The sequence below is a fragment of the Paraburkholderia sp. GAS33 genome (assembly GCF_050436645.1).
GTDB classification, from domain to species: Bacteria; Pseudomonadota; Gammaproteobacteria; order Burkholderiales; family Burkholderiaceae; genus Paraburkholderia; species Paraburkholderia phenazinium_B.
On record NZ_JBNDMP010000002.1, the window covers coordinates 508,533 to 523,499 of the forward strand.

General features: G+C 58.1%; 14 protein-coding genes and 1 pseudogene. 1 reads left to right on the plus strand and 14 read right to left on the minus strand.

Annotated features, from left to right (window positions below; translation table 11 throughout):
• Positions 1 to 125: 125 nt before the first annotated feature.
• The 14 genes and pseudogenes from P3T24_RS08680 to P3T24_RS08745 form a co-directional block, all read right to left on the minus strand.
• Positions 126 to 722: a DUF4240 domain-containing protein gene (locus P3T24_RS08680; RefSeq protein WP_429433808.1), complete on the minus strand. Its 597-nt coding sequence runs from the start codon at positions 720 to 722 to the stop codon at positions 126 to 128.
• 84 nt (positions 723 to 806) lie between these two features.
• Complete coding sequence (locus tag P3T24_RS08685) at positions 807 to 1,430, minus strand: H-NS histone family protein (protein ID WP_429433810.1); 624 nt, start codon at positions 1,428 to 1,430, stop codon at positions 807 to 809.
• A 147-nt stretch (positions 1,431 to 1,577) separates the two neighbouring features.
• The gene (locus P3T24_RS08690) at positions 1,578 to 2,402 is read right to left on the minus strand and encodes a hypothetical protein (RefSeq protein WP_429433812.1); all 825 of its coding nucleotides are present in this window, start codon (positions 2,400 to 2,402) and stop codon (positions 1,578 to 1,580) included.
• 660 nt (positions 2,403 to 3,062) lie between these two features.
• Positions 3,063 to 3,419, minus strand: a complete 357-nt coding sequence (locus P3T24_RS08695; RefSeq protein WP_429433815.1) for a hypothetical protein — start codon at positions 3,417 to 3,419, stop codon at positions 3,063 to 3,065.
• 313 nt (positions 3,420 to 3,732) lie between these two features.
• Complete coding sequence (locus tag P3T24_RS08700; protein WP_429433817.1) at positions 3,733 to 3,999, minus strand: hypothetical protein; 267 nt, start codon at positions 3,997 to 3,999, stop codon at positions 3,733 to 3,735.
• A gap of 64 nt (positions 4,000 to 4,063) precedes the next feature.
• Positions 4,064 to 4,636 carry a hypothetical protein gene (locus tag P3T24_RS08705; RefSeq protein ID WP_429433820.1) on the minus strand — a complete coding sequence of 191 codons (573 nt, stop codon included), beginning with the start codon at positions 4,634 to 4,636 and terminating at the stop codon, positions 4,064 to 4,066.
• A gap of 31 nt (positions 4,637 to 4,667) precedes the next feature.
• Positions 4,668 to 6,059: an SIR2 family protein gene (locus P3T24_RS08710; protein WP_429433822.1), complete on the minus strand. Its 1,392-nt coding sequence runs from the start codon at positions 6,057 to 6,059 to the stop codon at positions 4,668 to 4,670.
• 883 nt (positions 6,060 to 6,942) lie between these two features.
• Positions 6,943 to 8,751, minus strand: a complete 1,809-nt coding sequence (locus tag P3T24_RS08715; RefSeq protein WP_429433824.1) for a recombinase family protein — start codon at positions 8,749 to 8,751, stop codon at positions 6,943 to 6,945.
• A 76-nt stretch (positions 8,752 to 8,827) separates the two neighbouring features.
• Positions 8,828 to 9,652 (minus strand): annotated as a pseudogene (locus P3T24_RS08720) (ComEC/Rec2 family competence protein); the annotation flags it as partial.
• 141 nt (positions 9,653 to 9,793) lie between these two features.
• Positions 9,794 to 10,582, minus strand: coding sequence for a TatD family hydrolase (locus P3T24_RS08725; RefSeq protein WP_429433827.1), 789 nt, complete (start codon positions 10,580 to 10,582; stop codon positions 9,794 to 9,796).
• Between the two features lie 25 nt (positions 10,583 to 10,607).
• Positions 10,608 to 11,348 carry a lipoprotein-releasing ABC transporter ATP-binding protein LolD gene (gene lolD / locus P3T24_RS08730; RefSeq protein WP_429287152.1) on the minus strand — a complete coding sequence of 247 codons (741 nt, stop codon included), beginning with the start codon at positions 11,346 to 11,348 and terminating at the stop codon, positions 10,608 to 10,610.
• A complete protein-coding gene (locus tag P3T24_RS08735) occupies positions 11,341 to 12,594 on the minus strand; it encodes a lipoprotein-releasing ABC transporter permease subunit (protein WP_429404501.1) in 1,254 nt (417 codons plus the stop codon). The genes lolD and P3T24_RS08735 overlap by 8 nt, the downstream gene beginning before the upstream one ends.
• A gap of 278 nt (positions 12,595 to 12,872) precedes the next feature.
• Complete coding sequence (locus tag P3T24_RS08740) at positions 12,873 to 13,172, minus strand: addiction module antidote protein (RefSeq protein ID WP_429433829.1); 300 nt, start codon at positions 13,170 to 13,172, stop codon at positions 12,873 to 12,875.
• A 2-nt stretch (positions 13,173 to 13,174) separates the two neighbouring features.
• Positions 13,175 to 13,474, minus strand: coding sequence for a type II toxin-antitoxin system RelE/ParE family toxin (locus P3T24_RS08745; protein WP_429433831.1), 300 nt, complete (start codon positions 13,472 to 13,474; stop codon positions 13,175 to 13,177).
• Positions 13,475 to 13,799: 325 nt separating this feature from the next.
• Between P3T24_RS08745 and P3T24_RS08750 the strand changes: the two genes are divergently transcribed.
• Positions 13,800 to 14,957, plus strand: coding sequence for a regulator (locus P3T24_RS08750; protein WP_429433833.1), 1,158 nt, complete (start codon positions 13,800 to 13,802; stop codon positions 14,955 to 14,957).
• Positions 14,958 to 14,967 lie beyond the last annotated feature (10 nt).

Below are 14,967 nucleotides of genomic sequence, written 5' to 3' on the forward strand. Positions count from 1 at the left end.
GCTATGTGGTGAGGTCGAGTTACCAGATCGACCGTCGCGAAGGTCAGCAGGTGGCCGTCATTTCATTGGTAACGGCGCGAAGCGGCGACGACCGCCCTGCTAACTTGCGACAGTCTATTTATGCGTTACGCTGCGCGTTGGCCTTCAATCAGCCACTGGGGAAAACGTTTTTCGAAGCAGTCGCGATTCATTTCGGTCAAGCGAGGAAGGCGCTTGTGGTTCTCCTGTTCATCATCGAAGTTCCACCATTCGGTCTGCGGATTTCGATCGAACAGCTTTCCGTCGATGTAGAGATCGAACTTCTCCCGGCTCACGTACTGCTCAAACAAATATTCAGACGCGGCCTCTTCACTCAACCCGGTACAGCGTGCGTATGCATCATGCGCGGCGTATCCAAACGATTCGTTGCCGATGTCCCCTTTACCCCACAGGCAGATCAAATCGTCGGGGTTCTTGAGCGCGATTTCATAGATCGTGCGCCCCTTCGAAACCAAGCCGCGACGAAAATCGGTGAATCCGTCATCGCTGCACCCATAGTTTAGAAGATACGCGGCGCACCACATGGTCTGACTGAAGGCATACGACTCCAGCCACCAGAGGATGTGAGCGAAATCTGCGATTTCTTCCGGATGAAGTTCACAGAGGCATTCTTCCAAAGCTTCGTCGGGATGCTCGCAGTCCTTGCACAGATCAACAATTTCCCAAAATTTTTCGATGTTCATAGTTACTCTTTCGAAGCAATTAAATATGGTGTACTAATCTATTTCGATTATGTACACTGATTTAATACGTCTAGTCGACGCGGTTTAGTTGAGGTTCGAAACGATAGGCGCGGAAGCGGTTTTCGTTTCGACGTGGGCCATATCGACCGCTGCCACGTTCGCTACGGGAATCGGTGCGCCATCGTTGGGAGCCGGACGCTGTGCACCATCCACAATCTCGGGTGCGTCGTTCGGAACCGTGACAGCGACGTTCGAAGACAGAGCCTGATCCGCCACGGAAGCGCCCGACGATTTGGTCTTGTTCTTCTTGCCTTGCTTCTCAGCCGCCTTCGCCGCGTCCTTTGCGTCTTCCTTCGCGACCCATGCAGGGTTCAGATAACGAGGATCGCCCGTCCGTCCCCTACCAGTCTTACCAACGAGCCAGCCGGGGATAGTTCCCTTGCCAGAGTGCGTCTCTTCGGTTTCCGGGTCCCAGTATTTGTGGATGACCGTAGCGGCAGGTTTCGCTGCCGCAAGAGCAGCGCGTACCTGCTCCAACGTAATCCCGTGGGTGGTCATGCGTTCGACGATCTCGGGAAGAGCCTGGTCGTGCGCTTGCTGACGTATGCTTTCACGGCGCTGCGTGAGGGCATCCATGCGCAGTTGGAGTGCGGCGGCTTCAGCTTCGTACTGCGCGAATTCCGCGTCGATTTGTTGATAGATTTGCATAAGTTCTCCGATTGGGTTGATGGGTTTGCATCGGGCAATCTTCGCTGTGTGTTTGATTGCTTACGATGTAGCCATTTTTCCAATCGGAAGACTTCCCAGGAACGAACAGATCAGATTTCGAATCGCAATCTGATCTGTTCCTGGTCGTTACTTCTTTGGGAACACCCCATGAATGGTATTTGCGACATAGGCATCGAACTGGGATTTGTACCGTGCTACCTGCTTCTTGAACGAGTCCAGTTCCAGCATGCTCAGCTTGCCGTTCCGCAGACGTTCTTCCTGATCCGGCTCCAGTTCCCAATTGAATCCAAGCTGGCTCTTGAGTTCGAGCATCATGACTTCGAGCGCTGTACCGGCGTTCGAAGCCGGAAACCAAACGTGTTGCTGAGCCGCAGCGTTAACATAGAACGCTTTTTTTACGGATTGAAAGGTGCTTTGGTCGATTCGGCCTTCTGGCGCGTACAGTTGGTATTTCGGCTTCGAGGTGTTGCGCAACTCTGCATAGTCGCGCTCGATGAATTCAGTTAGAAGTTGGAGAAGTTCATCATTCGACACCGTATTCGGAATTTGGATGGCGATGCCGTTGCGCGGCACTTCGGAGAGCGTGACGAGGGTTCTAATCGGTGGCACTTCTATCAGAAACAAATGCCGCCGCTCGTACAGCCAATCGCGCCACGACGATTCGTTTTTATACAGCCGCTTGCCGTCGTGGATATCACCCCAGTCCTCGTACAGTTCGGCGATGCGTTCGAAGCTACTCTCCAGTTCGGAGCATGTCGCTCGGTCATCATCGCGACGGGCTTCGCAGTATGCCTTGTAGTCTCCGTTCTCTTTGAAATAACGATACCACCACCATAACCAGTCGCTAGCCGTGTCGTTGATCGAGAATTCCGGGTGTGTTCGACTACCCTCCGAACGCGTCGAATGTGTGATTCGGAACATCGATGCCATTTGCTCAGAATTCGCTGCCACGGTGGCTCCAACGCCTGAAAAGGAGCGAATCTACCGTAGTCAGCTTTCGTTCAGCAATAGACCCGAGTCGGAACATTTCTGATGGGACGGCAACGGCGACCGCACGCGTTCATGCCATCACTCAAGACGCTCGGCGGCACCCAAAGCAAACCCATTCATCAGCGCCGATAAATATTCCGCAAACGAAAACACTATGGAGCGAAACGGTGGAAGACAAGGATAGATTTGAACGACTACAGGCGGCAATCGCTGAGCATAAAAGACGCTGGACGGAAAAGTACGGTTGGGTGCCGCGCGAAGAGTGTCGCTACCCTACGATGGAAGAAGAAGAGCGTCGCAAGGTTGAGGCCGAATGGACGCGAGAGGCGAACGCTTGCATTCGGATGCACATCGCAAACGCAGACCGAAAGGCGGCTTCCGAAAGTACGACAGCAGATTGAAGCCCGCGATTCCGATGGATGGCTAACCGGCTATCCGAGGCCGACGATACGGCAGGGCAAATACAATGCGGTGTCGCGAGTATTTTTCTGGCGACCAAATTCGCAAAGCAACCTGGACGGTCATGAGATGAACGATCGCTTACACGGCACGACGTCAAAACGACTATTCCTTGCGCTCGGAACGAGCTCTATATGTTGCCACGCCGTCACACGCGGTACATCATCCCTGGCGCAGATGTTCTGTGCAAACGTCGAGCATGCCTCGTACCGTCGGCAAACGATAGTCCAGCCTCCAGCCATCTACAAACAACTTCACAATCTCTCTGGCATCTCTGAATATTGGGAACACAAGGAATTGAGGTGCGATGGCGACCGACATCCGCGCAAGCTTTGCTCGCTCAAGCCAGTCGCACTCTGCGGAGTTCGACGCCACCCACATCCGAGTGGCTTCCACAGCGTGGTCGGTTCGTAACCAATCACCAGTGCTTGCGTGGCCAATGAGTTGGGCCATTACCAAGAAGCAGAGTAGGTCGACACGTTCCGCGTCGTCGAGTTTCTGCGAGTTGTCCGCTGTCATTTTCCTCTCGGTCATTGGTTGCCGCATGACCATAATAGTCGCATTTGTCCCTTCAACCCGAACCTCTGAATTGTCGGTCTTCCTCGAAGCTCTGGGAAGTAACGATGAGTGGCTCAGTTCAACCCAAAGGAGACAGTCGACCGGCCCGAAAGCGGCCGTTCCATCCCGCTTGTAAGCGTTCGTTGTGGACGGTTTAGGACGTTCGATCTCAAGATATTGACTGCGCGCGGCTAACGCTCGGTAGAACGTCAGTGGGACATGAGTCGAGGCAGTACAAGCGGCAACGCCACGCCCATAACGGTTGTAGCCGCACCTATCCCGGCTGAAATAGCCGTCCACGTGGCAGCGGCCTGTTGGCTTTGCCGCTCTCGCTCACGTAGTTATTGATTCCGATAACCCAGTCTATGGCCTCTGCCGCTTGATCGCCAATCGGTGCGATGGTCCCTAGGTCTACATAGAGCGGGCGCACCGATTTTTTGCTGGCTACGTACCACAACCTAGCCGCGTAGAAACCCGATGCCGCCGTCAGCACGGCCAGGATAACGATGATGACGGTGTTTATGATCGTCGGTGCATCCATCTTGTTTTCCCCGTTTTTCTTGCGTGACTGTCATTGAGGCCGCAGCTGCGGCCTTCTGTGCGGCCTAGTTTAGTTGGCTGTGAAAACAATGGCTAATCAAGTCCGGTATGGTTTCGAACGTGCGCCGCAGCATCGCCGTTACGTCGCCGCTCTGTAACTTGTAGTCGTCGGTGGCGTGGGCGAGCCGTTGCCCAGCAAAGTCGCAAGTGCCGATCCACGCACGCCGCACAACCTCGGGGTCCGGACTGTAGTCAACGATTGACGGCTCAAGCCTCCGTAGGAATGTATCGTCTGCACGTTGATAGCATTCGATCCCGATATCGCTCGGCCTACGCTCTTTGTCGGTGATGGTTTCCAGGCGTGACGGTGAGCCTTTGCTTTTCAGCCCCACGAATTCCAAAAGGAACCGCGAATGTATAGCGCCCATGCACCAAATCGGTTGTGCGTAGCTTAAAAGCGTCTCGCTCTGCACCTCCGGGTTAGGGCCTTCGATATGGATCTCTACAGGCGTAAACAGGTCGTGCTTCGCCGCTAAATCCAGTGCCGATAACCCGGCCATCACTCCTCTAACGTGGAAAGGGATGATCGCGTGCCGCATATGCAACAATCGGTTTTCTTTTGTCAGTTGCTCGGCCATAGTCGGACTGTCGTTGTCAGCGTCATCCGCGTCATAGGCCGGGTGGTTTAGCCGGCAACACGTATGCAGGAATCTCGTAGGCATCGCCGTCGCGAACCTTCTTTAACAGCGCAACGGCAGCGTCAGAGTATTTTCTCGTGCGGCTCGTTGCTGCCTGTCCGATTTTGATATGCACGTGATAGATATTGTCCGAGCTTTTCATATCGAATCCAGTGTCCGCCTTGACTCGCGCAATAAGCCTGTTCGTTGCCGTCCAATGCTTATAACCAAGCTGCGTCGCAAGCATTTCGGATGTGTACGGATGAGCTGCGTTGGCCGCAGCTGGGTCATTGAGGCTCGTAACACCGAACAGCTTAGCAAACACCTCTTCGTTGGAGATTGCGTGCTCCAGCGCTTCGTAGTTGACTTGGACGTTTTTCGTTGGGATATCGGTGCGAATAAGGTTAAGCATACGATGGGCAAGCGCGCGTAGCGCTTTCAAATTCACTTTCTCCATCGTTCCCCCGATGCCGAAGGCCTCATACACCCATTTGTACGAACTAGCTGAGATGCTTTTGATGCGGACTGTGATACCTTCGCCCACCTCTAAAACGTGCTCACGCGCGGGGTAGCTGGCTTCGTTCTGGTCTTCGTCCCATTGCAGAATATAGATGTTAGGGATCAGCGCTGTGGTCGGCGTGAACATGCGGCTCATGTCGTAGAGCACGTTTTTTATGTTCGGATCACTGGCGCTGTAGCCGATGAACAGTAGCGGATGCTCGGCGAAATACGTCAGCAGCTTAGCGCTTAAATATTTCTTGTCCCGGTTAAAAACGTCGTAGTCCTCCTTGGTCAGGACCATAGAGTGGGGGTCTGAGATCGAGCCGTGGATTTTGAATATTTCCCCAACCACCAGTGAGGACTGGCGAAACACATTCTGGCCTACAACAACCTCGTACTCGGGGAAAAGCGGCTCCAGTAGGTTGTCGTAGTTCGTGGTGATTACTGCATGGGGACCAAGTCGCTTAAGCTCTACAAGTTCGTCTTGCAATGCTTGGTCTGCGGCGGTCGTGCTAAGCGCGCCGAGGCGTTGTGCAGCGATATGCTTTAGATACGCATCCTTCGGAACATTCGCTTCAAACAGTCTGTCCGGGAAGTGTGCCCTCCCCTCCTTCGACCACGCCCATTCAAAATAGTGTTGAGCGAACACTGACCCGATCATAGTGAGATCGCCGTCGTATTTTTGCTTGAAATATGCAAGCCCGTGCTCGATGAGCGGGCACGTATCGGCAAGCTCCGTGAGCAGCGCCTCCCAGGAGGGGCCATGAGCATACCGCTTCGAAAAGCCGGAACCGACGAAGATGATCGGTTGACATTGTTGGCGCTTCAAGACCTCCGCCACGTCGGCTCTTACTTCGTCTTGGTACTGCGCATAATTCGGCATGTGCGTCCCCAGCCTATCGAACTCTCTCTATTAGAGCATAGGGACAGACCAGCTGGTAAGTTTGCGATCCGCCGACACGGATTGTTACTCACGAATCGATATGGTTCGACTTGGACGAACGTTTCGCCGCCGACAATCGTTGATGGGAACTGACGTTGTTATTCGCAAGTATCGATTTCTCGGCTGGATTCGCTGCGCCGGAAAATTGAGCTGTCATTTTCGTTTCGAGGCATCACAACTACCAACGGATGGACATTCTGGATGTTGGGCGACAGAGCCGGAGTACCGCAGAACCTCGACACTATCCGTGACGCATGGCACGCTGACCAAGACCGCAAACGGAAGGTCCGCGTCAGTCGCCTAGCTTGAGGAAGTCCGTGGCCAAGCACCCGGACTATTTGTTTTTCTTAGGCCGTCCGAACAACCGGCCCGTCTGATCGCCTAGACCGAGTCGCCTCCCATCCGATTCGTACGTGTTCTTCGACGGCGAACTGTAGAACCGAAGGCGGTTACGTCGCGAATCGTATGCGACAGTGCTTCCGTTGCTGGTCTTTTCTTCAAAGCCGATGATCCGGCCCATGCTGTCATAAACAGGTTTTGTCGCCATGAAAATTCCCTTGTAGTGAAACTGTAGGGAAATTCTATCCAGCCTGTAGGGCACGGGCGCGGAAACTTTGCGACGACGGTGATAGCACTCGGCAACGGTACCTCTAGCGCGTCAACAAAGTCCGGATCGATATAGATCTAGGCGCGGTGCCAACTCGCGAGCCATGATATTTACCACACACCGACTTGTGTTTGCACCGCACACGGCCTGCGGCGCGGTGCAAACAGGGCGACAGTTCCACTGTCGCCCTGCCAAAGCAGGATCGGAACCGAAAAGTCAGACCTTCGAATTGAGAATCGCAGCTTCGACCACGACATTTTCTGGCTTGTCATGGTCTGGATAGACAACTCGGAATCCACCTGTCTTGCCCTTGATTGTATAAAAGCGCCCGCTGTCGGCATTCGGCCCGTACCGTCCGCGCGTACCACGCCCTTGGCGCGGAGGTTCGGTCCGGTAATTTGCATCCAGATAGGCATCAGCCCGCTCTTTCGTGAATCCACCCGCCAGCAAATCAGCTCGAAGTTGGGCGATTTTTTCCGGTGTTTGCAACATGCCAGCGGGATATACGTCGATGCGTTCGATCATGTGGCGAAGATGTTCCGCTAGCGCAGCACGCACATCGAACCGCGTCTGTTCGTCCATGGTGTTCATCCTTTTTATCAACTTTCGAATATCGGCGACCTCCTCTGCGCGATACTGCGAGGACATCTCCACCACGCTCAACTGACCGGTCAGACTGTCCAGTGTTTCCGTTTTTTCTACAAGTTGAAGCTCCAGCGACCTGATTCGCGCCAGAACCGCAGTCGGCGTGTCGCCCAGTTCGAGCACATCGATCAAACGGGTCAACCGCTTCTGGATTTCACCGACCTCCGATTTCGCCGCAGCCACCTGTTGATCCAAGGTAAGCTTGACATCGTTGCATTGCGCACCTGCGGACGAATCGCGGATCAAAGCGTCGAGTTGTAGGCCACGACAGAATGTCAGAAAGCTAGTTTCAAAAGCCTTGTATTCCCACTGGACACCATAGCAGCCGCGTCCGCGGCGTGCTCCATCGCATGCCAAAAATTTTCTGCCTACTCGTTGCTCACCGTTCGCCCGTTTTGTCCTAGCCCCACCGAGCAAAATCATGCTGCCTTGGCAATATCCACACTTCACAAGGCCACTGAACAGATTGGGGACATCTCTGCCCTTTCTCGCCTTACCACCACCGCCCATACGCCGCTCTCGGCGCATAGATTGAAGCAGGAAGAACGCATCGTTGGACATGATGGCAGGGAAATATCCCTCGATCAGGTCTCCGTCCGGAATGCGCTTTCCGTCCACGTGGATATACATCTGGAATGCGCCGTACAGGGCACTAGACGACAAAATTTTGTCGACTGACGACGTTTGCCATCCACCAGTTGAGTTCGTGAAGGTCGGTATGTTCGCTTCGTTCAAGCGTTTGCATATCAACGCATGGCCCATTCCGCTTCGCGACAACTCGATGATTTTTTTGACCGTTTCGACACGTTCCGGAATGAATTCGAATTCAGTTCGATCGGCTTTCAGACGCATCCACATTGGGCATCGAGCGGTCAACTTTCTCTCGGCGATCGTCTCCCGCTTGTTGCCCCACGCCGCCTTGAGGCGACGACTTTTCATCGCCGATTCATCGTGTGCCCGCGCCATGATGGTGATCGAGATGATCAGATTGCCAAAGTTGCTGCGCAGCGACTCCTGGCTGTAAACCATCCGGTCGGCAAGGGTCACAATCGTTATGCCGTGCTTCAGGATGCCGGTGAACACCTCAAGCGCATCGAGTACTTCGGCACGCGAGAGACGATCCAGCGATTCGACCAGCAAAAATGAGCCGGCCTCAACCCGCCCTCGTTTGACGGCTTCGAGGAAGCCACCCAAGGCGCCGCGAGTGATATTGGACCGGTCAAACGCCGAGAGACCAAGATCCCGGAAATGTAGCGCGGTGTCGAGGGTGAGGCCGTGCTCTTCGACGTAGGCCTGTGAGATTTCAGTCTGTCGCCGTAGTGAATCTCCCTTCAATTGCTCAGGGGTGGAAAAGCGAACGTAAGAATAAGCGGTGGGCAAGGGGGGGGCTTGTCGGGAAGCTGGGCAAGGTCATCCATTATATCTCGCCCTGTTTCATATGTATTCATTTACACCAGATCGCCACCAGGTGGCTCGTGCCGGTGGCGCGCATCAGCAGCCAGTCGGCAGCGCTGACCTCGTCCTGCGCGCCGACCGCGAGCGCCACGACAATGCCGCGATGCGGGGCGTCGGCCAGCACGGTGTCGATGCGCGCACGCAGTGCCGCGCGCCAGCGGTCCACGCTGACGCCCAGGCCGCCCGCGTAACCATCGAGACGCCGTGCCGTAGCAGGCGCATTGACATAACCCGTTGCGCGGACATTGCGTGCCAGCAAGCCTGCTTCGGCGTCGCGCACGCCGTAGTTGGCGTTGCTGTGCGGACGCTTGAGCCGTACCGTCAGACGCCAGCGCGCGCCGGGTTCGAGCGATGGCGGCGGCGGGCCCTTCTGATCGATCCACGCCAGTTGAATCGTGCGAGGAAAATGTTCGATCGGCGCAGCAACAGAATCCACGTCGAACAGAAAGCGCGCGCCCTTCTCGTCACGGCTCGGCAGACCTCGAATGGCGCCCTGCACTTCGAGGTCGCGTCCTTCCCACGCGGTAGGCAAGCTCAGGGCAAGACGCATTTCGGCCCGCCAGGCTGCATAACCGAATCCGACACATGCAGCGGCCAACAAGACCGCGCACCAACCGGTGTACACACGCCAGCGTATCCCGTACCACCAGGCTGACGCGCACCGAGCGGCCGTGCAGCTTCTCTGCCCTCGCAAGCACCAGCAAGCCCAAGCGAGCGCGCCGCCAGATATCAGCAACAGCACCAGCCACTCGCGCCACACAGGCAATGCCGCCTGCTGCTGCAAGACAATCACACCCAACGCAAAACCACACCACACTGCCCGCATTCGCCCTCCGCCCTGCTCGCCAGCCGGCCGCGCCGGACTGCCACCCAATGCCACCGGGCATAGCCAACGCATGCAGGTCAGAAGCCGTTTCAGACGAATTACCGGACGCGTGTTCCGCCCGGCGCGAACCACCAGGAAAGATTATGCAGACGAAAGTGCTAGTCGCGGCAGCGCGGCGTGAGCGTTAGCCGTTGTGCCTATGGAAAGCTCGTCTACGCCGATGCCGCGCAGTTGCGCGAGTCCCGCGCCAATGGCGGGAATCTGGTCCGGCGTATTGCGTTGGCGATAAAGCCAGGAGGGAGCGATGTCCGGCGCGTCGGTTTCGACCACCAGCGCATCGAGCGGCAATTGCGCCGCGAGACGACGAATCTGCAGCGCGCGCTCGAACGTCAGATTGCCGCCGAAGCCAAGGTGCATGCCGTGATCGATGAACGCCTGAGCCTGCTGAAAACTGCCGTTGAACGCATGGGCGATGCCGCGATGCACGCTATGCCGGCGCAAGCCTTTGAGCACCTGGTCCTGCGATTTGCGCACGTGGCAAATCACCGGCAAATCGAATTCATGCGCGAGTTTCAGTTGCTCGTTGTAAAAGAACTGCTGACGCGCATCGTCGAGGCCCGCGACGAAATAATCGAGGCCGATTTCCCCAAGTCCGACAAACAGCGGATCGTCCAGACTTGCTTCGATCTCCATGCGGAGCACGTCGAGATCGGCGTCCTGCGCACCGGGCGTAAAGAGCGGATGAATCCCGAGCGCGTACGCACCGCCCTTCACGCGATGCGCGAGTTCACGCACCCGCGCGAAGTTCTCGCGCGCCACCCCCGGAATCACGATGCGCGCTACGCCTGCCTTGCAAGCCGCAGAAGCGACCGCGTCACGATCCGCATCGAATTCCGACGCGTCGAGATGGCAGTGCGTATCGATCCACATGCTGGCGCCCCGGCAGCAAAAGACGTTAGACCGGAACGTGCGGCTCTTCGTGCAGCACGCCGTCGCGCAGACGCATGATGCGATCGCAGCGCGCCGCCAGATCGGGATCGTGCGTGACGATCACGAAGCTCGTATCGAAGGTTTGCGACAGTTCGAGCATCAGGTTAAACACCGTATCCGCGGTGCCGCCATCGAGATTGCCGGTGGGCTCGTCAGCCAGCACGCAGGCCGGGTTCGTGACGAGCGCACGCGCGATCGCCACACGCTGACGCTCGCCGCCCGAGAGCTCGCCCGGGCGGTGTTTCGCGCGATGCGCGAGGCCCACGCGTTCCAGCGTCTGCAATGCCGTGCGACGCGCCTCGTCAGTTGGCATGCGGCGGATGCGCAGCGGCATCGCGACGTTGTCGAGCGCAGTGAATTCCGCCAGCAGATGATGGAACTGATACACAAAACCGAGCGCGCGATTGCGTAGTTCGTTGCGCTCACGCTCCGAGAGTTTCGTGAACGGCTTACCCAGCACCGAGACTTCGCCCGTGCTCGGATCGTCGAGGCCGCCCAGCACGTGCAACAGTGTGCTCTTGCCGGAACCCGACGCGCCGACGATCGCCAGCTTCTCGCCGCGCCGCACTGACAGTTCTGTGTTGTTCAGCACCTGCACGTTCAGGCCGCCCTGCACGAACGACTTCGAGATGCCGGTCGCTTCGAGGACATACGGATGCAGCGCGCTGTCTGGGGTCATGGCCTGGCCAATGGAACGATCATTCATAACGCAGCGCCTCCGCCGGGCGAACCTTCGCACCGCGCCAGCTCGGATACAGCGTCGCCAGCGATGCCAGCACGAACGCGATCACGCCGATCCGGATCACATCTGCAGGCACCAGCTCGGACGGCAACTCGCTGATGAAGTACACCGACGGCGGCAGGAACTGCACGCCAAGCAGATGCTCGATCATGGGCACGAGCCACGGAATGCTCCACGCGATCAGACACCCGAGCGCCACACCGGTCGCGGTGCCGATAAAGCCGATCGTCACGCCCTGCACCACGAAGATCTTCATGATCGAGCCGGGCTGCGCGCCAAGCGTGCGCAGGATCGCGATATCCGCCTGCTTGTTGGTCACCGTCATCACCAGCGACGACACCAGGTTGAATGCCGCCACCGCAATGATCAGCGTAAGGATGATGAACATCATGCGCTTTTCGATCTGCACGGCGGAAAACCAGGTCTTGTTCTGCTGGGTCCAGTCGCGGATGTAGAGGTCACCGGAAAGCGTGCGCGCCAACTGGTGCGCGACCTCCGGCGCGCGCTGCATGTCCTTCAGGCGTAAGCGCACGCCGGTGGGCGCAGCGAGCCGGAACAGCACCTGCGCGTCCTGAATGTTGATCAGCGCGAGCGTGCTGTCGTATTCGTAGTGGCCCGACTCGAAGACACCGACCACCGTGAACTGCTTCAGGCGTGGCAGCATTCCCGCAGGCGTGATGGTGCCCTCGGGCGCCACCAGCGTAATCTTGTCGCCGACCATCACACCGAGATTGGCGGCGAGATCCGCGCCCAGCACGATGCCGAAATCGCCAGGCTTCAGGTCGGACAGTTGGCCGCCTTTCATTTCCTTGTAGATATCGGACACCTGCGGCTCGAGCGCCGGGTCGACACCACGCAGCGCGACGCCGCTCACGGCGTCCTGACGGGTCAACAGCGCCTGGGCGTCGACATACGGCGCCGCGCCGATCACTTCCTTGTTCTGCTTCGCTTCCTTGGCGGTCAACTGCCAGTTCGGCATGGAGCCGGTCGGCGAGAAGATCTCGACGTGCGCAAGCACCGACAGCATGCGGTCGCGCACCTCTTTCTGGAAGCCGTTCATCACCGACAGCACGACGATCAGCGCCGCGACGCCGAGCGCAATGCCCGACATCGAGACGAGCGCGATGAAGGAGATAAAGCCGTTACCGGTCGTGCGTTTGCCGGCGCGGGTGTAGCGCCAGCCAATTGTCCATTCGTAGGGAAATTTCAAGCGAATCCTTTTCTGCGTTCTTCAGCCTCGTGCTGCGGCGTCGGTGTTCGACCGTTGATGCAGCGCATGACGGTGCGCAATCCCGCGCGCCATGCAATTCGAGGGTCGTGACCATTGGTGCCGGATCGGGGCGGATGGTTCCGGTTCGATGCGCAAACCGCTGGGGCTGCCGGGCTGGTACCGCTTCCAGCGTCGGGGCAGGCGTCAGCTCAATTACCACCGGTCAAGCGCGAAGTTTGCCATACAACGGACCGAACCTCCGCGAAGCGCTGCGGACGCTACGCGTGAGCCGGGGTGGCGTGCAGCTCAAGACCGAGCGCCCGGATCACCTTGATGATCGTCGCGAAGCTAGGGTTGCCGTCTTCCGACAGCGCCTTGTAAAGCCCTTCGCGCGAAATGCCGGTATCGCGGGCGAGCTGCGCCATGCCACGCGCACGTGCGATCACGCCAAGCGCATGCGCGAGATACGCCGGGTCATCTCCACCCTCGAGAAGACAGGCCTCGAAGTACTCGGCCATGTCGGCCTCGGTCTTCAGGTGTTCGGCCGAATTCCACGGCCGGGTTTTGATCTTGTCCATCGTTACTCTGTATCGAGATTGTCGAGCATCTTGTGTGCGGCCTTGATATCCACCGCCTGGGTCGACTTGTCGCCACCACAAAGCAGAATCACTAGCACCGCACCTCGCTGGACGTAGTAAACGCGGTAACCGGGCCCGTGGTCAATGCGCATTTCAATGACTGGCGCACCGGCCGAATTCGTATCTCCCGGGTTGCCCATGGCAAGCCGGTCGATACGGGCCTGTATCCGGCGCCTGGCGATTCGGTCACGAAGACCGTCGAACCAGACGTCGAAAACCTTGGTTGTTCGGACGTTCAGCATTTGCAAGTGTAATCCATGGTTCACACATCATCAACCATGTTTCACGGCCAACGATCAGTTGCGGGTATGTCAGCGCAACCGTGCGCCCCTGCATCTGGAGGATGCGAATTGAAGACCGCACGGTTGGAGTACGCGATGAGAGTCTTTGATCTTCAAGAAGTGAATGTACCGCCGGGGCCAGAGCGAGCGAAACTAGGCCGATCGGCCTAGGCACAACCGCGACTAAAGTCACGAATCAGCTATGCAGTGACAAACGCCGGCCATCGCCCTCTTCCCATCAACGATCGACATCTGGAATCGAAACACCCGCATCGTTTGCCATACAATGCCGAGCATCATGCACGCCAACCGTCTTCAACTCCTCCTGCCCTTCGCGCTGCCCGCTGCAGCCGACGCCTCCACCGCGCTGCATAACATCGAAAGTCCCGCCCTCGACAAGCTGGTCGCAAGAGCCACGCTGGTCGAACGGGTGATCGGCGAGGACTTCCAGCGCACGCTCCCGCACGAACGCTGGGTGGCCCGTCAGTTCGGCACGGTCGCGAGCGGCGAAGGGGCTGCGGACGAAGCGCCGCTCGCCCCCTACATGCTGCGCGCCGATGGCGGCGAACCCGGCACGTCGACCTGGGCGTGCGTGCAACCGGTGCACGTACGCATCGCGCACGACCATCTGGTCCTGATCGATCCGGCCTCGCTCGAACTGACGGACACCGAAGCCGCGACGCTGCTCGAGGTCGCGAGGCCGCTGATCGAAGAACTGGGCGTGCGCATCGAAGCGCCCCATCCATCGCGCTGGTATCTGGCGAGCGACGCCTTCGGCACGTTGGCCGGCGCGTCGCCGCTGCGTGCCAGCGGCCGCAACATCGAGATCTGGCTGCCGCACGAAGCCCACACCGGCCAGCGCTCGCGCGCCTGGATGAAACTGCAGAACGAAGTGCAGATGGCGTGGTTCGAGCATCCGGTCAACGAGGCGCGCGAAGCGCGCGGCCTGCCCGCGGTCAATTCCATCTGGTTTCATGCGCAAGGTGCCGCGCAACCGGTTAAAAGCCCGTTCACGCGTGTGCTGTCGGACGCAGCTGCCACGCGCGGCCTCGGGCTCACCGCTGGCGGGGTCGAGATCGGACCGCCGCCGGCTTCGTTTGCAGCCCTTACGCCCAGCGCCGCCACGGCACCGCGCGCGAACGGCGCGAGCGGAGCCCAGCAAGCCGGCAACGGCGCCACAGCAACGGCATCAACAACGCTCGTCGAACTCGACCCATTTTCCGCGCCCTATATCGAGCAGGACTGGGGCCGCTGGAACGCGGCCTTCGCCGCGCTCGAAACCGACTGGTTCGCCCCTGCTCTCGCTGCCTTGCAGTCGGGCCAACTCGGCGAACTGAGCCTCACACTATGCGGCGACACCGGCTCGGTGACGCTCAACATTACACGCGGCGATCTGCGCAAATTCTGGCGCCGCCGCGTGCTCGCATCGCTCTTTATCGAATGATGCACTTCAT

What these genes read in the sequence shown, in the direction of transcription:
- P3T24_RS08700 (WP_429433817.1), bottom strand. Translation starts at nt 3,999, where the DNA reads ATGGATGCACCGACGATCATAAACACCGTCATCATCGTTATCCTGGCC.
- P3T24_RS08710 (WP_429433822.1), bottom strand. Translation starts at nt 6,059, where the DNA reads ATGCCGAATTATGCGCAGTACCAAGACGAAGTAAGAGCCGACGTGGCG.
- P3T24_RS08745 (WP_429433831.1), bottom strand. Translation starts at nt 13,474, where the DNA reads ATGCTGAACGTCCGAACAACCAAGGTTTTCGACGTCTGGTTCGACGGT.
- P3T24_RS08680 (WP_429433808.1), bottom strand. Translation starts at nt 722, where the DNA reads ATGAACATCGAAAAATTTTGGGAAATTGTTGATCTGTGCAAGGACTGC.
- P3T24_RS08740 (WP_429433829.1), bottom strand. Translation starts at nt 13,172, where the DNA reads ATGGACAAGATCAAAACCCGGCCGTGGAATTCGGCCGAACACCTGAAG.
- P3T24_RS08685 (WP_429433810.1), bottom strand. Translation starts at nt 1,430, where the DNA reads ATGCAAATCTATCAACAAATCGACGCGGAATTCGCGCAGTACGAAGCT.
- P3T24_RS08705 (WP_429433820.1), bottom strand. Translation starts at nt 4,636, where the DNA reads ATGGCCGAGCAACTGACAAAAGAAAACCGATTGTTGCATATGCGGCAC.
- P3T24_RS08750 (WP_429433833.1), top strand. Translation starts at nt 13,800, where the DNA reads ATGCCGAGCATCATGCACGCCAACCGTCTTCAACTCCTCCTGCCCTTC.
- P3T24_RS08725 (WP_429433827.1), bottom strand. Translation starts at nt 10,582, where the DNA reads ATGTGGATCGATACGCACTGCCATCTCGACGCGTCGGAATTCGATGCG.
- P3T24_RS08695 (WP_429433815.1), bottom strand. Translation starts at nt 3,419, where the DNA reads ATGACAGCGGACAACTCGCAGAAACTCGACGACGCGGAACGTGTCGAC.
- lolD (WP_429287152.1), bottom strand. Translation starts at nt 11,348, where the DNA reads ATGAATGATCGTTCCATTGGCCAGGCCATGACCCCAGACAGCGCGCTG.